We start from the raw sequence: 21,962 nt of genomic DNA, 5'->3' as shown, positions 1-21,962 counted from the left end.
CACCCCGATTATGACTAAGCCTTTTGTATTTAAAGACTTTACGGTTCATCAAGATCGATGTGCCATGAAAATAGGTACAGATGGAGTCCTACTTGCAGCCTGGGTTCCTATTAATGATACCGTAACCTCAATTCTTGATATAGGAGCAGGAACAGGAATAATAGCTTTAATGGCAGCACAACGTTCTCAGGCAGAAGTGATCGACGCTATAGAAATCGATGTAGATGCTTATGAGCAAGCTGTCGAAAATTTTGAGGCATCACCCTGGGGAGATAGACTATTTTGTTATCATGCCTCTTTTCAGGAGTTTGTATCAGAAATTGACGATCAATACGACTTGCTAATCAGTAATCCCCCATTTTATGCAGAGGACTATAAAACGTCGGATATAAAACGAGATATGGCTAGATTCGAAGATGCTCTTCCTTTTGAACATCTTTTAATCGGAGCATCAAAACTGTTATCAGATAAGGGGAAATTTGCAATGATTATACCATATAAAGAAGAAACACGTGCTATTGATATAGCTGCACAGGTAAATTTGTTTCCGCAAAAGATCACAAGAGTAAAAGGGACACCAGTTTCAGAAATAAAAAGAAGCTTGTTGTTATTTGGTCGGGATCAAATGAATTTTGAAGCTAATGAATTGGTTATAGAAACGAAACGACATCATTATACAGATGAATATATAAACCTTACCAAGGCATTTTATCTAAAAATGTAATTCATAAAAAAAAGGAAGATGTATATCTTCCTTTTTCTAAATTCAATCACTCTACAGTTTAATTTATATCACCAATAAATTAAACCTTTTCTTATATACCATTAAAGGTTTATCCCTTTTTAGAGATCCATTTTCCATCTGCATCACAGAAAACTTCCATTTCCTTATCACCTTGTTTCAATATTAATCTAAATTCTGAAGCATCTTCTTTAGCTCCAGCACTTTTGATAGTCGCACCAGCATAATCTTTTGCAACTGCATCAAGAACAGGTTGAGGTAAGTTTTCTATAGCTAGATCTATATATTTTTCCTGAACAGGAGTAATTACTTCTGTATCATCATTAGAAGCTACTTCCTGAGCATTCATGTTTTGAGTTCCTACTAATAATCCAAAAGCTAATACCGGTAATACAAATAAATTTTTCATTGTTATTATAATTTTAGTTTTAATAAATTTTTAATGCTATTATGTATTTATGTATAGAATAATTATGCCAGAAGAAATAAGAGATATTTTTTTAAACTTAAAAGACTGATAAACAGTTTATTATATGTTTTTTTTGGAATAATATTTTTTCCTTTAAAAGGCTTTGTTTGTGTAGAAAAAAGAGGTGAACTGCGGAAATTATACACAAATTTTTTGGTAGACGGATATAATGAATTTTAACCTCTGTAAAAAACTAAATTGACTTTGTTATCAAAATGAATGCAATAAAGTAACGTATTTGGATGTCTTTTTGATCAAAAAATATTAAATGCAATAGCAGAATGATCAATCTCTTTAAAAATGTCAAAAAAATTGCTTGCTTTTTTAGCATTACCTACATTTGTTTTGCGCTTATATGCAGTAATTTAGAAAATATTTTAAAAAATGAAACCAGATTTATTCCAGGCACCAGATTATTACCAAATTGACGAATTATTGAGTGATGAACATAAAATGGTTCGTGATGCTGCTCGTAGTTGGGTAAAACGCGAAGTATCTCCTATTATAGAAGATTTTGCACAGCGAGCAGAATTCCCTACACAGATTATTAAAGGACTTGCTGAGATAGGAGCATTTGGACCTTATATACCCGAAGAATATGGTGGTGCTGGGTTAGATCAAATTAGCTATGGTTTGATTATGCAGGAGATAGAGAGAGGAGATTCTGGAGTACGATCTACATCCTCTGTACAATCTTCATTGGTGATGTATCCAATTTGGAAATACGGCTCTGAAGAACAACGAAAAAAATACTTACCCAAGTTAGCATCTGGAGAATTTATAGGATGCTTTGGTCTTACAGAACCCGATCATGGATCTAACCCTGGCGGGATGACTACTAATTTTAAAGATAACGGAGATCATTACTTGCTTAATGGGGCTAAACTATGGATTTCTAATGCGCCTTTTGCTGATATTGCAGTGGTTTGGGCCAAAAATGAAGAAGGAAGAATCCATGGGCTTGTCGTAGAACGTGGTATGGAAGGATTTACAACTCCAGAGACACATAATAAATGGTCACTTCGTGCTTCTGCAACCGGAGAGCTAATCTTTGATAATGTAAAAGTGCCAAAAGAAAATATATTACCAGCTAAAAGTGGGCTTGGAGCACCACTGGGATGTTTGGATTCTGCACGATATGGTATTGCCTGGGGAGCGATTGGTGCTGCTATGGATTGCTATGATACCGCTCTAAGATATGCCAAAGAACGCGTTCAGTTTGATAAACCTATTGGAGCAACCCAATTACAACAAAAGAAACTGGCAGAAATGATTACCGAAATCACCAAAGCACAATTATTAGCATGGCGATTAGGAGTGTTGCGTAATGAGGGTAAAGCTACTAGTGCGCAAATCTCTATGGCAAAACGTAATAATGTAGAAATGGCAATTAATATCGCAAGAGAAGCCAGACAAATTCTTGGCGGAATGGGAATTACTGGTGAGTATAGTATCATGCGTCATATGATGAACCTCGAAAGTGTAATTACCTATGAAGGAACACACGATATACATTTATTAATTACAGGAATGGATATTACCGGGATGCCTGCTTTTAAATAAGAAACGCTGAAATTCCTTATATCAAGTTGTCTGAAAATAAATACCTATAACTTATTAATCTGAACCAGTCAAGGACCATTTGGCTACCCACTTTCAAATGGCTTCGACCGGTTCAGTGTTACATAAACTTATACTGCATTCAGTTTTTTGGTGAAGAATGACTTGGTTTAGTATATCATGATCTTATTATCCAACAGAAGAGTGTAATTCTGTTGTACTTCTTTCCTTAATAAAGAATCCAAATTTAAAACCTACAGATTTTACATAAACATAACTTTGTAGGTCGATATCATATTCTAAAGGAGCATTTAGTTCCTTCATAATGTTGATGATACGATAGAGTTTTGTTTTTGAAATTCCCAATCGCTCTGCTAGTTCTACAGGGTTTCCTGTAGCTTTTAAACGAATTAGTTGGTCGATTCGATTCATAAGCTCAACGTGTTTGATGATAACATTCATAATTATTTCTTTAGAGTGAAGATTGAATTATTAGATTAATCAATATATATGGGGTTCATATATTTATGTCATGACATAAAATTTTGTTACCTCGTATATCCTATTTTTTTAACGGGTAATATTTTTTTAGTTAGATTAGTTATAAATGTTTTGTTTAGAGTACTATAGTTATGAATGTGATGTGCCGAAAAACAAGTGTTTTAACTATAGTATATAGTGAGAGAGAAAAGATATAAGAGATAAGTGCTTTATAGAATTGTGTTGATCTTGTTTCAGAATCTTTTCAGATCTATACAATTTAATATAAGCTGATATGGAGAAAAATATTATTTGTTTTTTTCTAAGGCATTAAGTAACCTTGTAGCTTTATCTTTATATGCTCCATTATAAGTAATGATTTCTTTAAGAAGTGGAATACTTTTTTTAGGAGTATTTAATTTTAAATAGGTGAGCGATAAATACCACTTGGCAACTTCATAATACTTACCGCTACTTTTAATGTCTTTAAATAAAGAAACAGCTTTTTCTTCCTGATCAATATTTAAATAACTATTGCCTAGATATAGCTGTAGTTGATTATTTAAATTTGGGTGTTTTTCTAACACAACAGCGACAGAATCATAAGCACCTTTAGCATAGTTTTTTACAACGCTCTGCATTTCTTCACTATTGGTATTACCTCTCATTGCATCTTCTACAGGAAAAGGTTCATAATAGGCGCCATATAAGTCTTGAGTATTATTATGCTGATTAATATAGGTATACCATAATAGCATTCCTACACCTAATAATATAGCAATAGATGCTGCAATTTTCCAATAAGGAGCAGATGTCGGAGCAGAAAGATTGTTTTGTTCCTCTTTGATAGTAGTGCTAATCTGCATTAATTTTTCTTTAAAATCTAAAGTATCTTGATCACTTAAGGTTTTATGCAGAACCCTGTGCTTTTCGACTTCTTGTTGCAGTTCTGGATTAGTAGCTAATTCTTTTTCAAAAGCAATTATTTCTTCTTCAGGTAACGTATGTGCAAGGTATCCTTCTATTTTATCGAATATTTCTGGAGTTCTTTCCATACTATAATTCTTTTTCAGGGTTTAGTTGTAATTCTTGAAAGGCGTGATCCTTTTCGATCATTTCTATTAAATATCGTTTACATTCAAATTTTTTCTTTCGGGTATATCCTTCAGAATATCCTGTGATATGTGCAATATCTTTCATGCTATTTCCTTGAAAAAGTAAGCTTAGTACCTCACGACATGTATCACTTAGTTTTAAGAAGTGTCTTCGATATATATGCTCTCGTTCTTTATATTCTATATCTTGGATCACTGTGGGGGTAATTATTTCTGCATCCTCAGGTAATTTTTCTGTAATGATCATTTTTTTGTTTTTTCGTAATCTGTTTCTCCACATATTTTTACAAATCCCATAAAAATAGGTTCGTAGTGAAGAATGTAACTCCAGAGAATCCGTTTTTAATTTCTGATATACCAAAATCAACGCATCTTGAAACACATCTTCGGCATCCTCTTCATTGCCAGAGTTTTGTAGGATGTATTGTCTTATATAGGGCAGGTTTTTTCTATAAAATGTAGTAATGACAACCTCATTTCCGGTGACGATACCTTCCAAAATTTTGTGATCCTCGGTAGTATTCATAGGTTCATGTACTATAATAACAGATTGTTACCTTTGGGTGATGTTAAATTGTTGTAAAAGTAACAATTTTAGTTTCTTTGATATCAATATAATAACATATAATTAAGAATGTAAAATAATAGATATGCCCTACGACAAGCTCTAGAGGGGATCGATGAAAATTATAATTGCCTAAACAAAATATGTCTTGAATCTGTAGAAAGACTGAAACTTAATTAGATAACTTATGAAAATATTCGGACATCGTGGTGCAGCTGGTTTAGTCGCCGAAAATACATTAGAATCGATCACCGAAGCTTTGCATTATAAAGTAGATGGTGTCGAGATTGATATACATTGCTGTAAAAGTGGAGAATTGGTAGTGATTCATGATGAAACTTTGGATAGAACTACTAATGGTACAGGAAATGTATCAGAATATACTTTACAGGAGTTACAACAGTTTGAAACAAAAGAAGGATTTACGATACCTACATTGCGCGGAGTGCTGGATATGATCGATGGGCAATGCGAACTTAACATAGAATTGAAAGGGAAAAACACAGCCTTGCCTACTATTAGATTACTAGAAGAATATATCGAAAATACAGATTGGGAATATGATCATTTTATCATCTCTAGTTTTGATCACCCACAGTTGTTCGAATTGAAAGCTGCTACTTCTAATTTTAAGATAGGAGTATTAACTGAAAAAAATATAACCCGGGCTTTACATGTAGCAGAGAGATTAAAAGCATTTTCTATACATCCTCCAATTTTATCACTGACTCGAGATGAGGTAAATCTTGCCAAGGATCAGGGATATAACATATATGTATGGACCGTAAATACAGCAATGCAAATTGAGCAATCAAAATCATGGAAAGTTGAGGGTATCATCACAGATTTTCCGAATTTTGCATGATGAACTATGATTTAATAATTGTTGGTGGTGGTGCAGCTGGTTTTTTTACAGCTATTAATGTAGCAGAAAATGACCCAAAGCTAAAAATAGCTATTCTGGAACGAGGAAAAGAAGTGTTGTCCAAAGTTCGAGTATCTGGCGGTGGGCGATGTAATGTAACTCATGCAGAATTTATCCCTAACGAATTAAGTAAAAATTACCCTAGGGGAGAAAAAGAACTCAAAGGACCTTTTCATACATTTATGACAGGTGATACGATGGAATGGTTTGATCGCCGTGGAGTAACACTTAAGATAGAGGATGACGGTCGAATATTTCCTGTTTCAAACTCTTCAGAAACGATTATTAATTGTTTTCTGTCGGAAACAAAAAGATATGGTGTCGAAATTTTAAAAAACCATGCCGTTAAAAATTTCTATCAAGAAGGTGAGCAATGGTTTGTAGAAACCAGTCAAGGAGATTTTAAGACTACCATGTTAATGATTGCCACTGGGAGTAATCCTAAAATCTGGAAAATAGTTCAGGATTTAGGGCACCAGACTGTCGATGCAGTTCCTTCGTTGTTTACCTTTAATAGTAAAGATCCAAGAATTGGAAATCTACCAGGTGTGGTAACAAATGCGTCAGTACGAGTCAAACATTCAAAACTATCGAGCGAGGGACCATTGTTGATTACACATTGGGGGATGAGTGGACCAGCAATTCTAAAACTTTCGGCCTGGGGAGCTATAGAGTTAAATGCATGTCGGTATAATTTTGAAATTATAGTGAATTGGCTTCAGCACTATTCACAGCAAGAGGTTTTAGAGGAACTTAAAGCGCTAAAAAATCAATATCCGAAACAGCAGATAAGTAAATACACTCAATTTGAATTACCAAAAAGACTTTGGCAGAGTTTAATTTCGGCTTCAGAAATAAGAAATGATACACGTTGGGCCGATGTGAGTAAAATTCAGCTTAAAACATTGTCAGAACAGCTTACACAAGGAGTTTTTATGATAAAAGGAAAAAGTACATTTAAAGAAGAATTTGTAACTGCGGGTGGAATTGATCTTAAAGAAGTTAATTTTAAAACTTTTGAAAGCAAAAAGTGTCATAATTTATATTTTGCAGGAGAAGTGCTAAACATAGATGCAATTACAGGAGGGTTTAATTTTCAGAATGCATGGACCGGAGCTTTTATTGCAGCAAAAGCAATCACATCTGGATAGTTGTTAAAAAAATGAAATATAATATCATTGTCGAAAACTTTAAAAAAGCAGTAATTAAGTTATTGGAATTAAGTAATTTGAGATAAAGAATAGTGCGTTAATATTAGCGATTCTGAGTAATTTTTCGTACCTTAATAAGGTTTAACTAATACCCCACCACTATGAAAAAAATTACTTTTATTCTTATCCTTATATTTTTATTTAGTAGTGTTCACCCGGTCAAAGCATTTAATGAGAACGACCCTATAAAAAAGTTATTGGTAGATTATGTCAATAAAATGAATGCATTAACCCAGGGAACCCAAAAAGAAGATGTACTAAATTTGTTTGACGAAAAATATAGAGGAAATACTGTCTATGTTAATCTATCTGGAGCTTTGGTGAGAAAAAACTATACCAAAAAAGATGTTTCTACTCAATTAAGTGATATTGTCAATGATAATAATTATCAGTTTAGATTAACCATAGATAAAATCGTTTTTCAAAGTCAAAAAGAAAGAGCAGGGACCATTTCTGCGGTTATCAGTTTTGAATCATTTGTAGACAAAAGACTTGCCGAAAAGGGAACTATGTTAATGGATGTGGTTGCTATACGTATTAATGGCGGATGGAAGATCGTACAAAATAATATGATTCGAGTCTCTGAGGCAAAAGATATAGGAGAATGTGTTTGCTATTTTTATGAGAAAGGTACTACTAAGTTTATTGCCGAAGTATATTTCCCGTCTGGTCTCGAATATAGCCAGAAACTCAATGCTTTTCAAGTAATGATCAAAGATAAAAAACGTATTATTAAATCTGATAGCAAAGAGTATTATTGGAATGAAAATACAGGAAAACTTACCTATAAAGGAGGATTAATCGGGCAAACGAGTAATTCTCGAAAAGCGGTAGAGTTCGTGCTTAAGAATCTATATAACGAATCTTGTGTAAATATTGCATTTAATTAAATGTATGAAACAAGTTCTATACTAAGTTGACACATCCTACTGAAAAGTAGGATGTGTTTTTTCGTAACAATTTCTATCTAATTAATGTGTATTAAATAATTGTTTGATCCTTTAGAAAACCTCTCCAGGAAATCTCGATAGCTTGATTGATATGTTTTTCCTGCAGTTTTACTTGTTCATTCTCATGGATCTTTACCAGTGATACCACATTACCAAAGAAGAGTTCTTCCATGATTAGAGTGTTATAAGATTTAAAGACCTTTTGTTTTACACCTTTTTTGAAATAGCTTTCGATTTCGCCATAGTATTGCCTTGCTTTATCTTTTAAAGATTGAGGAATTTCTGGAGAACGGGCAATCTGTTCAGAAAATATAAAAGCAAGGGGATTATTGACAAAATAATAGAACAGATTAAGCCACATTACAGTAAATTGTTTCTTTATGTCATCTTCTGGAGTATTACGCATGACAACAGTGCCAAAATCCTGGGTAAGCATTAAATAGAGTTCTGTAATGATCTCTTCTTTGTTTTTAAAATGGTGATATACAGTTCCGTTTGCTACGCCTGATTCTTTAATAATTTGAGAAAGAGATGTGGCATGGATACCTTGTTTAGTTATTAATTCTAGAGTAGTCTGTAAGACTATTGCTTTTTTACTCATAAAAAATCATATTCCTTATTCCTGGTTTAATTTAGTTGCCATATACCAAAATTTAAAGCAGTCGCAAAAGCAACCCAAACAACATAAGGGATAAGTAGGTAGGCAGCGGTAGAATTTACTACGGTAAACCATTTAATGGTAAACAGCAATAGGATAAATAGGGCAATTATATCCAATAGTGCAATCAATGGGTTTTGTAGTCCAAAGAAAAAAATAGACCACGCTGCATTGAGTAACAATTGAAATCCAAAGTGATATAACGCAGTTTTTACCCATTTATGATAAAAGCCTTTGCTCCAAACAATTCCGGCCGCAATCCCCATCATAATATACAACAGAACCCATATTGGTCCAAAGATCCAATTTGGTGGAGTAAAAGAAGGTTTATTTAAAGCAGCATACCACGTATTAATAGAAGTTTGGGTAGCAATACTACTCAAAAATCCGATCAAACCACATACCAATACCGCAATACCAATACGAAATAACTTTTTTTTCATTGAAACAAGTTAGCGCAGTACTAAAATAGCAATTTATTTTTACTACCAATGCGCTTAAACCCGCTTTATGTATTAGAATTTTAAAAGTACAACACATACATGTGCTTTCTTAATTTTGGTATTGCATGATTATTGATAACCCCGAATTAAATTAAAAAATAAAATAAAGCAATAATGTTTCAAATAATTTTAGTCTATACCAGATTTTCTAATACATAAAACAGATTAAAATATAGGATACACTTATCTTTGCTTAAAATCATTGTATACTATGTCGGATTATCCAGAATTTACCTTACCTATCGTTTCAAAATTACCCGAAGAAGGTATCGTGGCTTGTACCTCACCTAGTAATATTGCTCTAGTTAAATATTGGGGTAAAAGACCTGTGCAATTACCTGAGAACGCATCGATTAGCTTTACGTTGGATAATTGTAAAACAACAACAAGTTTAGCATATAAAAGACGAGATGATGCAGGAGAAGATTTTGATTTTGAACTTTTTTTTGAAGGAAAACCTAAACCAGATTTTAAACCTAAGATTCAAAGTTTTTTTGAAAGGATTCGAGAATATCTTCCTTTCCTAAAGCAATATACATTCAGAATAGAAACCAGTAATACATTTCCGCATAGTAGTGGGATTGCATCATCAGCTAGCGGGATGAGTGCACTGGCATATTGCCTGATGCAGTTAGAAAAAAAGATAAACCCGGATATTTCAGATTCAGAATGTCTTCAAAAATCTTCTTTTTTGGCTCGTTTAGGCTCAGGGAGTGCATGTCGAAGTATAGAAGGACCGATTACCGTTTGGGGAGAACATTCAGATATAAACGAGAGTAGTGATGCATATGCAATACCGTTTCCGTTTCCGGTTCATCAAAATTTTAATGATTATCAGGATACAATCTTATTAATTGATAAAGGAGAAAAACAAGTAAGTAGTAGTGTAGGTCATAATCTAATGTACGGTCATCCTTTTGCAGAAAAACGATTTGAACAAGCAACCGGCAATGTTACTAAATTAAAAGAGATATTAATTTCGGGGGATTTAGACGCCTTTATCAAGATAGTAGAAAGTGAAGCGTTGACATTACATGCAATGATGATGACTTCTTTACCTTATTTTATACTAATGAAACCTAATACATTATCTGTAATTCATAAAATTTGGGAATATCGCGCAACAACGGGATCAAAAGTTTGTTTTACACTTGATGCAGGAGCAAATGTTCATGTGTTGTATCCAAATACCGAAAAAAATCAAGTTTTAGATTTCATTACCAACGAGTTAGTTGCGTATTGTCAGAATGGACAGTATATTTGTGACAAAATAGGATTAGGTGCAAAAATAGTGTAACTTTATCCTAGTAAGGCGACAAATTAGATATAACTATTTATAGAGATGATAAAATTAACTCGATTAAAAAACTTTAATCATTATAAAGTAATGATTATTGTAATCGTCAAAGATTTTATCTAACCTCTAAAACAATATAAATAAATAGATGAAAGGACCGTTATTTTATTCTAAAATACTTCTGTTTGGAGAATATGGTATTATTAAAGATTCTAAAGGTCTTTCTATACCTTATAATTTTTTTAAAGGTGCATTAAAAGTATCAGAAACACCTGATCAAGAGGCTATACAATCCAATGAAAATCTTAAAAATTTTGCAACCTATCTCGAAGAAATTCAGGATAAAGGAGTTGTGAAATTTGATTTCGAAAAACTTCATTCAGATATCAATTCTGGGATGTATTTTGATAGTAGTATTCCTCAGGGATATGGAGTAGGAAGTAGCGGTGCATTAGTAGCGGCGATTTATGATAAATATGCAGCTAATAAAATTACTGTTTTAGAAAACCTTACTCGAGATAAATTATTAAAACTGAAAGAGATTTTTGGACTTATGGAATCTTTCTTTCATGGAAAGAGTTCTGGACTGGATCCTTTAAATAGCTACCTTAGTCTGCCTATTCTCATTCATTCTAAAGATAATATCGAACCTGCAGGAATTCCTTCACAAAGTGTAGAGAATAAAAAAGGAGCTGTTTTCTTATTAGATAGCGGTATTGTTGGGGAAACTGCCCCGATGGTTAGTATTTTTATGGAAAACATGAAGCAGGAAGGCTTTCGTAGTATGCTCAAAAATCAGTTTGTAAAATATACAGACGCTTGTGTAGATGATTTCTTAAAAGGAGATGTTAAATCTCTATTCTTTAATATAAAAGAGCTTTCTCACGTGGTTTTGGATAATTTTAAGCCAATGATACCAAAGCAATTTCATACCTTATGGAAACATGGTATAGAAACCAATGATTATTATCTTAAGTTATGTGGCTCTGGAGGCGGTGGTTATATTTTAGGGTTTACGCAGGATTTTGATAAAGCACAGGCTTCACTTAAGGATTATAAGTTAGAGGTAGTCTACAATTTTTAATAAGCATTATTATGCTTACCAGAAAAAACAAACTCATTTTTCTCAAGTTATTGAGTTTATTTTCTGTAGTTAGAGGGTATAATATTCTGATTATTGTATTTGCACAATATCTTACATCAATATTTATTTTAGCACCTCAGATCAGATTGCGAAATGTTATTCTGGATCCAAATCTATTTGTTATTGTATTGGCTTCTGCCGGTGTGATTGCAGCAGGATACATCATTAATAATTTTTATGATAAAGAAAAAGATTTAATCAATAGGCCACAAAAGACCATGTTGGATCGGTTAGTGAGTCAACGTACAAAACTTACGGGGTATTTTGTCCTTAATTTTCTCTCTGTAGTATGTGCCAGTTATGTTTCTTTTAGAGCAGTTGTTTTTTTCTCTTTATATATTTTCGGGATATGGTTCTATTCTCATAAACTAAAGAAATTTCCTATTATTGGAAATATTATCGCTTCTCTATTAGCAATAACTCCATTTTTCGCTGTATTTATTTATTATAAAAACTTTGACGAAGTTATTTTTGTTCATGCAACATTTTTGTTTTTGATGTTGATCATGAGAGAAATGATTAAAGATTTAGGAAATTTAAGAGGAGATCTTGCCCAGAACTATAAAACGATACCTATTGTGTATGGAGAATTAGTCTCAAAAAGAATAGTAACTATTTTGATTCTGGCTTCTTGCGTTCCTATTTATTTATTGCTCACTAGATATGAGATAGGATTTATGTACCTGTATTTTTATGCGTGTATTATACTCCTTTTTGCATTTTTACTCGGCTTATGGAAATCAAAGGGAAGAACACATTATGTATGGTTACATAACATTTTAAAACTTATTATTGTTGCAGGAACATTTAGTATTATTCTAATTGATGTACATATGATCCTGGATAGAATTCTTTGGTAAAAAAAAAGCAGCTGTAAATACATACAACTGCTTTCTTAATCATGTATAAGCAGAAAGTTTATACTCCTTCTGGCTTTAAAATTTTTAAAGAAATTTTAAATACTTTGTTTCCTATGTTTGATATTTTTGAATCTACTTTTTTGTAGTTCAATCTTGATTTCACGAAACTTTTTACATTAAGATCTTCTGAATCTACGGTTAAAACTACAATCTCTCCTTCACCGTTTAAAGTAAATTCGATATTTGCCTTAAGTTGTTGTTTGTCTAATTTAATTTCTGGACTCTCTAAAAGAGTTGCAATTTGCTTTCTTAATTGCTGTTCTGAATTAATAGGGTTATTTGAAGCAAAAATTTGCGTTGACCCTAATACGAATACTGCGAATAAAATTGTTAACTTTTTCATTTTTTTGTGTTTTAAGATTTGAGCTTGAACTATTATTTTGTTTTAATTGTACAGGGCAAATGTAGATTCGAATACTCCATTATTTTTGTTTTTTATTTTATTAGAATGTATTACAATGATTACGATTATGTTAAAAGGCACATGTTTTAACGTAAATTAAACTTTGCAGAATAAATACTTTTTATATGTTTACTTTTTAAGAATGGATATAAAATTGGTTATAGAATAGTAAATCCTTAACATTTGTATCATAATAATGCCGATTTTTAGGTTTTAAATAGAATTCTAATGTTACCATAAGGTTAAATTAGGGTTTTACCATATCACTTTTATGATGTTTAATGTGTTGCAAATCAATTTTTTATATGTTAACTATTTGTTAATCATATTTTGAAAATCTATTAAAAACACGTGATCATTAGAAATAAATACATACTATTAATACGTTTTCATGAAAGATCAATTACTAACAGTTGCATTGGCTCAAATCTCTCCGGTTTGGTTAGATAAAACAGCTACAATTAAAAAAATTGAAAACTCTATTGCTGAGGCAGCTTCTAAGAAAGCAGAGCTTATCGTTTTTGGAGAGTCACTGTTGCCAGGATATCCGTTCTGGGTATCATTAACAGATGGTGCAAAATTCGACAGTAAGATTCAAAAAGAAATTCATGCACATTATGCTCAGAATTCGATTGTTATCGAAAATGGAGATTTAGATACCATATGTGAACTTGCTGCCGAATGCAATATTGCAATATATTTAGGAATCATTGAACGACCGATAGATCGGGGGGGACATAGTTTATACGCATCATTAGTATACATTGATCAAAAGGGAGAGATTAGATCTGTACACCGTAAATTACAACCTACATACGAAGAACGACTAACCTGGGCACCGGGAGATGGTAATGGATTGCTGGTACATCCATTAAAAGCTTTTACTGTTGGAGGATTAAATTGTTGGGAAAATTGGATGCCCTTACCCAGAGCAGCATTATATGGGCAAGGAGAAAATTTGCACATAGCGGTTTGGCCGGGTAGTGATTATAATACCAAAGACATTACTCGTTTTATTGCCAGAGAATCTCGCTCGTATGTGATTTCGGTCTCTAGTTTGATGCGAACAGAAGATTTTCCTAAAACTACGCCGCACTTGGATGAGATTTTAAAGAAAGCTCCCGATATTTTAGGTAATGGAGGCTCATGTATTGCAGGTCCTGATGGAGAATGGATAATGAAACCTGTATTACATAAAGAAGGACTGTTAATCGAAACATTAGATTTTAGCAGAGTGTTACAAGAGCGCCAGAATTTTGACCCTGTTGGGCACTATTCGAGACCAGATGTGACCCAATTACATATAAACAGAAAGCGCCAAAGTACAGTTCGGTTTGATGAATAATAGTTGTTGTACCTATGCTTTAAACAATTATCTTTGCACAAAATTTAAGATATGAGTCGTGGAGATAATTCTGGTAAAGGGAAAACTAGCAGAAAACAGGAAGGAAAAGGAAAGAGTAAATCGAATACACATGATAAAGGTAAATCCAATTATGGAAATAAACCTTATGTAAGAGGTAAGGCATTAGCAAAAAAAGCTAGTAATGCAGCACCAAAAAAACTCATCGATTCTGATGAAATAAGACTTAATAAATATGTAGCTAATTCTGGTGTTTGCTCCAGAAGAGATGCCGATTTATATATTAAAACGGGAAGCGTATGGGTAAATGGTAAGCCCATTACCGAAATGGGATATAAAGTAAAACTTACCGATGAAGTTAAGTTTGATGGACGACTTATTACCCCTTATAAAAAAGAGTATGTACTACTTAATAAACCTAAAGGTTTTGTAACCAGTACTAGTCCAGAAAAAACTAAAACAGTAATGGATTTAGTAGCAAATGCATCTAAATCTGTATTAAAACCTGTAGGTAGACTAGAAAGAAATACGACCGGGTTATTACTCTTTACTAATGATATGGATTTAGAAAAAAAACTAACACATCATAAAAGTGGAGTTCGTAAGATATTTCATGTAGAATTAGAACGTAACTTGAAATTTGAAGATCTTCAGAAAATAGAGAATGGAATCAAATTAGAAGAAGGTTTTATAAATGTAGATGAAATCTCTTATATAGAAGGTGCGTCTAAAAACGAAATAGGAATTCAATTGCAATCTGCTAAAAATGGAATTATTCATAAGCTTTTTGAACACCTTAATTATAGTGTAGTCAAATTAGATAGAGTAATCTTTGCAGGATTAACCAAAAAAGATTTACCTCGTGGTCACTGGAGAATACTTACAGAACAAGAAGTGATTAACCTTAGGATGATGTAGGTTTTAAAATAAAAGATATGTTGTAGAGTAATAACTTCTTCAATTTTACAAAACTTGTTTTAAACTAAAGAGAGTTTGTTTTAAGATAAATCTTTATTAATACCGCTCCAACAGATTCTTGAGCTCATCATAGTATTGTTTTGTAATATAGATACCATTATGACCAGCACCCTTGATCATTGTATGTTTAATTTTATCTGGATATAACGCTTCTAGTCGTTTAGAATTTTCTTCTGGTTTAATTAGAAAATCATGAGTGCCATGAAAAATTCGAATAGGGCAGGTTACTTCTTTTAAAAATTTATAAGAAGGGATTTCATAATTAATAAGCATTTTTGGCACCGGAGCAATACTTGCTATAAAATCATTCCAGGCATAGTAGGGAGCTTCGAGTATAAGGAGTTTAGGATTGTTTTTTGCCGCGGTATAAGCGGCAAATCCTGTTCCCAGAGAAAAACCTAAAACAATAATGTTTTTTTCGTCATATCGAGTCTTTGCATAATCATAGACTTTTTGGGCGTCGTTATATATTTCGGATTCTTCTTCGTAAAAACTATCGCTTTTTCCGTAGCCTCTGTAATCAACAAATAGAATGTCAAATTTGTTTTCGGTATATAAAGAAGCACGTCTTCCCCATTCATGAATTGCCCCGGCATTACCATGAAAATATAGAATAAGACCTTTGCTGGTGGTATTTGTTTTAAAAAGTAAAGCATTAAGAGCAACATCCTTTTCTACATCGATATTGATTTCTTCAAAAGGCTGATCAAAAGAAAAAACGTAATCTTTCTCCAAAATTTTTGGGTTAAAGAAAAAACGTTCTTGCCTTAGATATAAAAAGAGGTATCCAGAAAGAATAAGAATAACAATAAATACTATAAATCTTGCGAATCTACGACCTATTTTCCTGAAATTAATTTTCAAAATTGATATGCTTTTATGAGTTGTTTTCTAATGTATTATGGATTCTGTTTTGATAGGCCTTTATAATCTCTTTACTAAAGATAGTAAAAACAAAAAGATACTCAAGTCCTACCATCCATAGGTTTTCTTTAAAATCAGGATGAAGATACGCGGTATAACTAAAAATAACCACAAAAGACCAAATAATAGGAAACCTGTAATTTGTAAATACACAAAGTGATAATGGTACAGCAATATACCAGGGATGCACTGTAGTCGATAAGAAATAGTAGATGCAAATCCCTAAAAGCATACCTGTAATTAGTTGCGGAGTGCTTCTGTTGTTTTTAAAGAAGGTTAACCCTAAAAGAATTACTATAACTACCAGAGGTAAAATTTTACCGGTAGTCTCAATAATATTCCATCCTACAACTTGAAATCCGATCCAGCGAATAATAAAGTAAATACTTGCATTAAATTCGAAAGTCTGAAACCAAAGGGTGATTGTTTTGCTGAAATTGGCTAAGAATTCTCCTGATAAGAAAGGAGCAAAAATTAGAAGACATGTGCCTATAACGATACTATAAAAGCCAACTAATTTTGGCAATCCTATAGTAAGACTGGATGTATTGAAACTCTTTTGTTTATTAAGAATAAATTTCTGAAAAAATAAAGGTAAAAATAATAGAGGGATTAGTTTCACTGAAACAGAAAGTGCCAGAACAACAGCAGCCCAGTACCAATAGCCTTTATGTAAAAGATATAATGACCATATGATGAAAAATACCATCACAGCTTCAAAGTGAAGATTACCTGTAAGTTCTATAATGATAAAAGGATTAAGAATATACCAGAAGATTCTTTTTTCGGGAAGATTAAATGATTGTAATAATCTTCTTCCGAAGAAAAATGTACCGATATCTGCTAAAATGATAAGTATTCTAAATACCATTACAGATCCCAAAATACTTTTACTGGCAAATAAAGCTGCAATAAAATAGCAAAACTGACTTACGGGAGGGTAATTGGTATAATGGCTTCCGTTAAGTGTGCCCATACCAGTATACAGCTCTTGTGCTTGTGCAATTGGAGCATCTCCTTGCGCTATCCATACCTCGGGAAGAGATAAGTAAGGATTAAAACCTTCGAGGAGCATACGTCCATCCCATATAAATCGATAAAAATCCTGTGATAAATTAGGTATAGCAAACAAAAAAACTATCCGAAATAATAATGCTGTAATGGCCAGTAGTTTCCAATTACCAGGATTGAGTTGAATAATTTTATAAGAAACAAAAAATAAAGCAGCCCAAAGACTGATCATTTTAATAAAATCTGTTCGTTCTAACTGATAAGAAAAACTCCAGTAAAAAAGTAAACCAGCAACAATAAGGAGAATAGAAAATCGATTATGTTTCCATTGCTGAAACATTAAAATTTAGACGTTACAGATTTAAAGAATACAAATCCAAATCCAAGAAATAACATAATGTGAAACAAGAATAACCCAAAATCCTGAAGCTTAAAAGCACTGTATAAAGCAAAACCAAAATATCCCATTAGTAATGCTTCTATAATGGTGTTTCCAGAGATGTTCTTGCTTACATATTTATTTCCTTTCCAGGAATCTTTTAGAGTATTGATATTAAATTTTGGAGTACGTATAAATTCACTCTTTTTCCCAAAATGCCCTTCGAGAACTGCCATAGAATTATGAACAGAGAAGCCCATTGCAATAGAGAAAAAGGTAAAGAACATTTTTATGTATTCCATAAAATTCCAGAATCCTTTACCATGAATCTTTTTAAAAGTAAACCAATAACAAAAGAAAAATATAACTGTACTTAAGGCAAAAAATGCAATGACATTAAAATACCAGCTAAATAATGGATTACTATTCTTAATATACATTACCGGAACGCTTAATACAGCAACCAATAATACTAATAAGAACATACTACTGTTTAATAGGTGAAAAAAGCTATGAAACTTAGTTTTAAAAGGAACGGTTTTATCTCTAAGCATTTTCCAGTATAACTTCTGGAAGTTCTCTGCGGCACCTTTATTCCATCTAAATTGTTGTGATCTGGCTGCACTAATAACCACGGGTAATTCTGCAGGAGTTTCTACTTCTTCTAAGTATTTAAACTTCCATTTTTTTAATTGTGCCCTATAACTTAGATCAAGGTCTTCGGTTAGTGTATCTCCTTGCCAGTTTCCGGCATCTTCAATACAAGTTTTTCTCCAAACACCGGCTGTACCATTAAAATTAATGAAGTGATCTTTATAATTACGACCTACCTGTTCCATAGTAAAATGAAAATCCAAAGCGAATGCCTGAATTTTGGTAAGCATCGAGTAATCTCTATTAATATGCCCCCATCGGGTTTGTACCACACCTATATTTTGATCTTTAAAATATGGGATAGTTTGCAGTAACCAATTCTTACCAGGTAAAAAATCTGCATCAAAAATAGCTATAAACTCACCTTTGGCAATCTTAAGTCCTTCTTTTAGGGCTCCGGCCTTAAATCCGGTTCGGTCTTTACGACAAATGTGTTTTATATCTAAGCCTGTTTGTTTCAGCTTTTCTATATGTTTTGCTGTAGTAATAACAGACTCATCTGTAGAATCATCCAATACTTGAATCTCTAATTTATCTTTTGGGTAATCAAGTTCGGCAATGTTATCCAGTAAACGATCCATTACATATAGTTCATTAAATACTGGTAGCTGAACAGTTACATGCGGAATTTCTTCTTTTTTAGAAAAATCAAAAGTTGGCGAAGTATCAGCTTGTTTTCGAGACTTTAGATAGTTGAAAAGCAGATTGAGCTGTGCCAAACTATACATAAATATGATTAGTAAGGCTAGTGTGTAGGTTATGATGATAGCAATATCCATTACGTAAAGCTATATTTAAAAATCCAACTTAAAATCTTAACGCCTGCAAATATAGCACCTTTTATGGTTCCTGAAACTTTTGAGACGCCAATTCTCTTTTTGTAATGCACTGGGACTTCGGTATAATTATAACGTTTCTTTAACACTTTTAATTGCATTTCTACTGTCCAACCATAGGTTTTATCAACCATCTCAAGAGCTAATAGTTTTTCATACTTAATGGCTCTAAAAGGCCCGAGATCTGTGAATTTTGCACCAAAAAAAAGTTTCATTAATCCTGTAGCAAGCCAGTTTCCGAAAATTTGAGGAAATGTCATAGATCCAGATTCTCGTAAGTGTTTGACTCTAGAACCAATAACTAAATCAACATTTTGTTCTATTATAGGAGCAACTATATGAGTAAGCTCTGCAGGATAATCACTATAGTCACCATCTAAAAATACAATGATATCTGGTTTAGCATCTTTTGATGCTATATACTCCATCCCTTTCAGACATGCATAACCATATCCTTTTTGCTTTTCTTGCAACACTGTTGCTCCTGCTTTTTTTGCAACATTTTCGGTTTGATCTGTAGAGCTATTACTTACCACAATAACTTCAGAAACGATATTAGGTATTTCTTTGATTACATGTGCTATGGAATCTTCTTCGTTAAAAGCAGGTATGATTACGTTTATAATGGGAGGCATTTATAGGGAAGCGTTAGGATTGTCTCTTTTAAAACTAAAAATATCAGTCCATTCACCGGTCTTCTTATCATCGATATAGCGTTCGGCTTTAAAAAGTTTATTGTTTTTGTACAATAGACAGTATCCTTCTTTTTTATTATTTTTATATTGATATTTTCGAGTTATTTCGGCTGCAATATCGTAAATAATCCACCATTTCTCGGCTTTATCGTTTACAAAATGCCCTTCTTTCAATAATTTACTGTTTTCTGAGTAAAAATACCAGTATCCATTTTTTTTATTATTTCTGAAATGCCCTTCTTTTAATACTTTTCCATTAGGATGATAAAAATGCCAAAAATCTACTTTTTGATCTCCTAATTTCCACCCTTCAGCTTTAAGTACACCATTAGTATAATATTCATAATGATATTCTTTTTGAGCTATGATTTGATTTCCAGAGAAGGAAAACATAACTAAAAGTATACAAAGCTTTTGAATCATGGTTACAGTTTTATATGGACTCTTAGACGAAAACAAATATCCATACTAACATTTTTTTTAAAATTATTTGATAAAAAAAGCCATATCAGAGTTAGATTCTGGATATGACTTTTATTGTGTCTAGTAAATATTCTAGCTCAATTTGATTCGAGAATTATTTTTTATTTACAAAATCCATTAAGTCTACATCATTACCTAATAAAATCTCATTAGAATTGATACGTCCATCTAGTGTATCATTTTCAAGCTTTAGTACTCCGCGTGGGCAAACTGCAGAACAAACCCCACAACCTACACAGCTGGATCGTACTATGTTTTCACCTTTTTGAGCATAGGAACGTACATCAATTCCCATTTCGCAATAGGTAGAGCAATTACCACAAGATATACATTGCCCACCATTGGTGGTAATTCTAAATCTAGAAAATAGACGTTGTTGAAATCCAAGGATTGCCGCCATAGGACAACCAAACCTACACCAGGCGCGGTTACCCAAAATAGGATAGAAACCAGTACCGATAACACCAGAAAATATAGAACCAATGTATAAGCCATAGGCCGATCTAAGACTCCCTGATTTAATAAAGAATACTTCGTTTGTAGTACCGGTATAATGCATCACCAGTAATGAAATTATAATTGCAAAGTATCCGATCGCACCATATCTGGCATCTTTACCGAGCTCTTTTCTTTTAAAAATCATCACTACAGCAAAAACAAGAGTCAGAAAAGTGACTGCCCCAGCAAGAAAAGTACCTCGGGTTAACCAGTATTTATTAGGATCACTCCCCAGATATGTATATATCATTGCTATGGTCATCACTACAGAAAAGACTAAAACGGTATGTATTAACCAACGCTCTATTCTCCAGGCGCTCATTTTTTTACTTGATAATTGTCTGAAAGAATCTCCTGCCGTCTCTGCTAATCCACCACAACCGCAAACCCATGAGCAATACCATCTTTTTCCAAATTTGTAGGTTAAAATAGGAGTTATTACAAAGATAGATACCACTCCAAAAATTAACATTCCCAGTCCAAGGTTTTGTGAGGATAAAAGACCATCGATAGACCATCCATCAAATAAATAATAATTAAGTGGCCATACACTTTTTAGATCATAATAAGGAAGGTTATAATCTGGACTTGTGTTTAATCGTGCCATAAATTCTGGAATCAGGAATGCGAATCCAAGTTGAAAAAACATTACCGAAACAGTTCGTATCTGTTGATAACGATTGTGTCTGTATTTTAGAATAAATTTATATCCAAAAGCAATAATTGCTATAGTATAAAGAGTTCCATACACAAACCATTGGCTGGCGGGATTACCACTTAAAATTCTACTTAGAGGATCGAATAAAGCTACTAATCCAGTATTGGCTTCACCATTAGTGCCTAACCCAAGCAATTCTGCTTTAAAATATAATACAATATAAAAAGCAGTTAGTCCTACTCCTGTGAGCCATCCCAAAATACCTCGCGAAGAGATAGATTTAAACCAGACTCCATCATTTTTGATTCCTTCTAGTTTTTTTAAGTATATATCGTTTGCAAACAATATAGTACCTGTTGTAATTAATACTAGGGAAAGGGTTAGAAACACTCCCTGATTTGGGAAATTAGTATTAAAAATGGCAAGAGCCAAAATAAAGAGCCCAACCAAACCTATGGCTAAAGCTATTTTTTGCTGTATTGAAACCCCTTTGGTATTAGGGTTTGCAAGAGACATGCTATGATCTAATTTGTTACTCATC

The 21,962-nt window shown here is 32.8% G+C and carries 23 protein-coding genes; 10 read left to right on the top strand and 13 right to left on the bottom strand.

Annotation, left to right across the window (positions count from 1 at the left end):
* Positions 1 to 10: 10 nt before the first annotated feature.
* On the top strand, positions 11 to 724 hold the full coding sequence (locus Z053_RS0102360; RefSeq protein WP_025663428.1) for a tRNA1(Val) (adenine(37)-N6)-methyltransferase: 714 nt from the start codon (positions 11 to 13) through the stop codon (positions 722 to 724).
* A gap of 109 nt (positions 725 to 833) precedes the next feature.
* Here the strand turns inward: Z053_RS0102360 and Z053_RS0102355 are convergent, their stop codons facing one another.
* A complete protein-coding gene (locus Z053_RS0102355; protein WP_025663427.1) occupies positions 834 to 1,151 on the bottom strand; it encodes a hypothetical protein in 318 nt (105 codons plus the stop codon).
* Between the two features lie 444 nt (positions 1,152 to 1,595).
* Between Z053_RS0102355 and Z053_RS0102350 the strand changes: the two genes are divergently transcribed.
* Positions 1,596 to 2,774, top strand: a complete 1,179-nt coding sequence (locus Z053_RS0102350; RefSeq protein ID WP_025663426.1) for an acyl-CoA dehydrogenase family protein — start codon at positions 1,596 to 1,598, stop codon at positions 2,772 to 2,774.
* 186 nt (positions 2,775 to 2,960) lie between these two features.
* Here the strand turns inward: Z053_RS0102350 and Z053_RS27745 are convergent, their stop codons facing one another.
* The 3 genes from Z053_RS27745 to Z053_RS0102335 all read right to left on the bottom strand — a co-directional run bounded on the left by Z053_RS27745 (position 2,961) and on the right by Z053_RS0102335 (position 4,892).
* Entirely contained in the window at positions 2,961 to 3,203 is a 243-nt protein-coding gene (locus Z053_RS27745; protein WP_051475966.1) for a hypothetical protein, read from the bottom strand.
* Between the two features lie 356 nt (positions 3,204 to 3,559).
* Positions 3,560 to 4,306, bottom strand: a complete 747-nt coding sequence (locus Z053_RS0102340) for a hypothetical protein (protein ID WP_025663424.1) — start codon at positions 4,304 to 4,306, stop codon at positions 3,560 to 3,562.
* A gap of 1 nt (position 4,307) precedes the next feature.
* The gene (locus Z053_RS0102335) at positions 4,308 to 4,892 is read right to left on the bottom strand and encodes an RNA polymerase sigma factor (RefSeq protein ID WP_025663423.1); all 585 of its coding nucleotides are present in this window, start codon (positions 4,890 to 4,892) and stop codon (positions 4,308 to 4,310) included.
* A 226-nt stretch (positions 4,893 to 5,118) separates the two neighbouring features.
* Here Z053_RS0102335 and Z053_RS0102330 point away from each other — a divergent pair, with 226 nt between their 5' ends.
* The 3 genes from Z053_RS0102330 to Z053_RS0102320 all read left to right on the top strand — a co-directional run bounded on the left by Z053_RS0102330 (position 5,119) and on the right by Z053_RS0102320 (position 7,957).
* Positions 5,119 to 5,796 (top strand): glycerophosphodiester phosphodiesterase, encoded by a 678-nt coding sequence (locus Z053_RS0102330; protein ID WP_025663422.1) that lies wholly within the window; start codon positions 5,119 to 5,121, stop codon positions 5,794 to 5,796.
* The gene (locus Z053_RS0102325) at positions 5,793 to 7,007 is read left to right on the top strand and encodes a BaiN/RdsA family NAD(P)/FAD-dependent oxidoreductase (protein WP_025663421.1); all 1,215 of its coding nucleotides are present in this window, start codon (positions 5,793 to 5,795) and stop codon (positions 7,005 to 7,007) included. Before Z053_RS0102330 ends, Z053_RS0102325 begins: the two co-directional genes overlap by 4 nt.
* A 161-nt stretch (positions 7,008 to 7,168) precedes the next feature.
* Positions 7,169 to 7,957: a hypothetical protein gene (locus Z053_RS0102320; protein ID WP_025663420.1), complete on the top strand. Its 789-nt coding sequence runs from the start codon at positions 7,169 to 7,171 to the stop codon at positions 7,955 to 7,957.
* Positions 7,958 to 8,048: 91 nt separating this feature from the next.
* Here the strand turns inward: Z053_RS0102320 and Z053_RS0102315 are convergent, their stop codons facing one another.
* Together Z053_RS0102315 and Z053_RS0102310 are read right to left on the bottom strand one after the other, a co-directional pair.
* Positions 8,049 to 8,618, bottom strand: a complete 570-nt coding sequence (locus Z053_RS0102315) for a TetR/AcrR family transcriptional regulator (protein WP_025663419.1) — start codon at positions 8,616 to 8,618, stop codon at positions 8,049 to 8,051.
* Between the two features lie 26 nt (positions 8,619 to 8,644).
* On the bottom strand, positions 8,645 to 9,118 hold the full coding sequence (locus tag Z053_RS0102310) for a TspO/MBR family protein (protein WP_025663418.1): 474 nt from the start codon (positions 9,116 to 9,118) through the stop codon (positions 8,645 to 8,647).
* Between the two features lie 271 nt (positions 9,119 to 9,389).
* On the opposite strand from Z053_RS0102310, the gene Z053_RS0102305 reads away from it, so the two are divergent.
* From Z053_RS0102305 to Z053_RS0102295, 3 genes are all read left to right on the top strand, one after another.
* On the top strand, positions 9,390 to 10,475 hold the full coding sequence (locus Z053_RS0102305; RefSeq protein WP_025663417.1) for a diphosphomevalonate/mevalonate 3,5-bisphosphate decarboxylase family protein: 1,086 nt from the start codon (positions 9,390 to 9,392) through the stop codon (positions 10,473 to 10,475).
* Positions 10,476 to 10,623: 148 nt separating this feature from the next.
* Positions 10,624 to 11,559: a mevalonate kinase family protein gene (locus Z053_RS0102300; protein WP_025663416.1), complete on the top strand. Its 936-nt coding sequence runs from the start codon at positions 10,624 to 10,626 to the stop codon at positions 11,557 to 11,559.
* An 11-nt stretch (positions 11,560 to 11,570) separates the two neighbouring features.
* Positions 11,571 to 12,479: a geranylgeranylglycerol-phosphate geranylgeranyltransferase gene (locus Z053_RS0102295; RefSeq protein ID WP_025663415.1), complete on the top strand. Its 909-nt coding sequence runs from the start codon at positions 11,571 to 11,573 to the stop codon at positions 12,477 to 12,479.
* A gap of 58 nt (positions 12,480 to 12,537) precedes the next feature.
* Here the strand turns inward: Z053_RS0102295 and Z053_RS27740 are convergent, their stop codons facing one another.
* Complete coding sequence (locus tag Z053_RS27740) at positions 12,538 to 12,882, bottom strand: hypothetical protein (protein ID WP_025663414.1); 345 nt, start codon at positions 12,880 to 12,882, stop codon at positions 12,538 to 12,540.
* A gap of 451 nt (positions 12,883 to 13,333) precedes the next feature.
* Between Z053_RS27740 and Z053_RS0102285 the strand changes: the two genes are divergently transcribed.
* The gene (locus Z053_RS0102285; RefSeq protein ID WP_025663413.1) at positions 13,334 to 14,287 is read left to right on the top strand and encodes a carbon-nitrogen hydrolase family protein; all 954 of its coding nucleotides are present in this window, start codon (positions 13,334 to 13,336) and stop codon (positions 14,285 to 14,287) included.
* Positions 14,288 to 14,338: 51 nt separating this feature from the next.
* Positions 14,339 to 15,223, top strand: coding sequence for a pseudouridine synthase (locus Z053_RS0102280; protein ID WP_025663412.1), 885 nt, complete (start codon positions 14,339 to 14,341; stop codon positions 15,221 to 15,223).
* 96 nt (positions 15,224 to 15,319) lie between these two features.
* Here Z053_RS0102280 and Z053_RS0102275 read toward each other — a convergent pair whose 3' ends face one another.
* The 6 genes from Z053_RS0102275 to Z053_RS0102250 form a co-directional block, all read right to left on the bottom strand.
* Positions 15,320 to 16,147, bottom strand: a complete 828-nt coding sequence (locus tag Z053_RS0102275) for an alpha/beta hydrolase (RefSeq protein ID WP_051475965.1) — start codon at positions 16,145 to 16,147, stop codon at positions 15,320 to 15,322.
* A 13-nt stretch (positions 16,148 to 16,160) separates the two neighbouring features.
* A complete protein-coding gene (locus Z053_RS0102270; RefSeq protein ID WP_152538246.1) occupies positions 16,161 to 17,558 on the bottom strand; it encodes a mannosyltransferase in 1,398 nt (465 codons plus the stop codon).
* Positions 17,558 to 19,030 (bottom strand): cellulose synthase family protein, encoded by a 1,473-nt coding sequence (locus Z053_RS0102265; RefSeq protein WP_025663409.1) that lies wholly within the window; start codon positions 19,028 to 19,030, stop codon positions 17,558 to 17,560. Before Z053_RS0102265 ends, Z053_RS0102270 begins: the two co-directional genes overlap by 1 nt.
* Positions 19,030 to 19,722, bottom strand: coding sequence for a glycosyltransferase family 2 protein (locus Z053_RS0102260; protein WP_025663408.1), 693 nt, complete (start codon positions 19,720 to 19,722; stop codon positions 19,030 to 19,032). Before Z053_RS0102260 ends, Z053_RS0102265 begins: the two co-directional genes overlap by 1 nt.
* Complete coding sequence (locus Z053_RS0102255) at positions 19,723 to 20,205, bottom strand: toxin-antitoxin system YwqK family antitoxin (RefSeq protein WP_025663407.1); 483 nt, start codon at positions 20,203 to 20,205, stop codon at positions 19,723 to 19,725.
* 154 nt (positions 20,206 to 20,359) lie between these two features.
* Positions 20,360 to 21,961, bottom strand: a complete 1,602-nt coding sequence (locus Z053_RS0102250; protein WP_025663406.1) for a 4Fe-4S binding protein — start codon at positions 21,959 to 21,961, stop codon at positions 20,360 to 20,362.
* Between the last annotated feature and the right edge of the window lies 1 nt (position 21,962).

The sequence above is a fragment of the Aquimarina megaterium XH134 genome (assembly GCF_000520975.1).
GTDB classification, from domain to species: Bacteria; Bacteroidota; Bacteroidia; order Flavobacteriales; family Flavobacteriaceae; genus Aquimarina; species Aquimarina megaterium.
This window is presented reverse-complemented; position numbering and strand designations above follow the sequence as displayed.

Bases quoted from the DNA above. Each gene is read 5' to 3' on its own strand.
- Z053_RS0102360 (WP_025663428.1), top strand. From the start codon at position 11: ATGACTAAGCCTTTTGTATTTAAAGACTTTACGGTTCATCAAGATCGA.
- Z053_RS0102355 (WP_025663427.1), bottom strand. From the start codon at position 1,151: ATGAAAAATTTATTTGTATTACCGGTATTAGCTTTTGGATTATTAGTA.
- Z053_RS0102350 (WP_025663426.1), top strand. From the start codon at position 1,596: ATGAAACCAGATTTATTCCAGGCACCAGATTATTACCAAATTGACGAA.
- Z053_RS27745 (WP_051475966.1), bottom strand. From the start codon at position 3,203: ATGAATCGAATCGACCAACTAATTCGTTTAAAAGCTACAGGAAACCCT.
- Z053_RS0102340 (WP_025663424.1), bottom strand. From the start codon at position 4,306: ATGGAAAGAACTCCAGAAATATTCGATAAAATAGAAGGATACCTTGCA.
- Z053_RS0102335 (WP_025663423.1), bottom strand. From the start codon at position 4,892: ATGAATACTACCGAGGATCACAAAATTTTGGAAGGTATCGTCACCGGA.
- Z053_RS0102330 (WP_025663422.1), top strand. From the start codon at position 5,119: ATGAAAATATTCGGACATCGTGGTGCAGCTGGTTTAGTCGCCGAAAAT.
- Z053_RS0102325 (WP_025663421.1), top strand. From the start codon at position 5,793: ATGATGAACTATGATTTAATAATTGTTGGTGGTGGTGCAGCTGGTTTT.
- Z053_RS0102320 (WP_025663420.1), top strand. From the start codon at position 7,169: ATGAAAAAAATTACTTTTATTCTTATCCTTATATTTTTATTTAGTAGT.
- Z053_RS0102315 (WP_025663419.1), bottom strand. From the start codon at position 8,618: ATGAGTAAAAAAGCAATAGTCTTACAGACTACTCTAGAATTAATAACT.
- Z053_RS0102310 (WP_025663418.1), bottom strand. From the start codon at position 9,118: ATGAAAAAAAAGTTATTTCGTATTGGTATTGCGGTATTGGTATGTGGT.
- Z053_RS0102305 (WP_025663417.1), top strand. From the start codon at position 9,390: ATGTCGGATTATCCAGAATTTACCTTACCTATCGTTTCAAAATTACCC.
- Z053_RS0102300 (WP_025663416.1), top strand. From the start codon at position 10,624: ATGAAAGGACCGTTATTTTATTCTAAAATACTTCTGTTTGGAGAATAT.
- Z053_RS0102295 (WP_025663415.1), top strand. From the start codon at position 11,571: ATGCTTACCAGAAAAAACAAACTCATTTTTCTCAAGTTATTGAGTTTA.
- Z053_RS27740 (WP_025663414.1), bottom strand. From the start codon at position 12,882: ATGAAAAAGTTAACAATTTTATTCGCAGTATTCGTATTAGGGTCAACG.
- Z053_RS0102285 (WP_025663413.1), top strand. From the start codon at position 13,334: ATGAAAGATCAATTACTAACAGTTGCATTGGCTCAAATCTCTCCGGTT.
- Z053_RS0102280 (WP_025663412.1), top strand. From the start codon at position 14,339: ATGAGTCGTGGAGATAATTCTGGTAAAGGGAAAACTAGCAGAAAACAG.
- Z053_RS0102270 (WP_152538246.1), bottom strand. From the start codon at position 17,558: ATGTTTCAGCAATGGAAACATAATCGATTTTCTATTCTCCTTATTGTT.
- Z053_RS0102265 (WP_025663409.1), bottom strand. From the start codon at position 19,030: ATGGATATTGCTATCATCATAACCTACACACTAGCCTTACTAATCATA.
- Z053_RS0102260 (WP_025663408.1), bottom strand. From the start codon at position 19,722: ATGCCTCCCATTATAAACGTAATCATACCTGCTTTTAACGAAGAAGAT.
- Z053_RS0102255 (WP_025663407.1), bottom strand. From the start codon at position 20,205: ATGATTCAAAAGCTTTGTATACTTTTAGTTATGTTTTCCTTCTCTGGA.
- Z053_RS0102250 (WP_025663406.1), bottom strand. From the start codon at position 21,961: ATGAGTAACAAATTAGATCATAGCATGTCTCTTGCAAACCCTAATACC.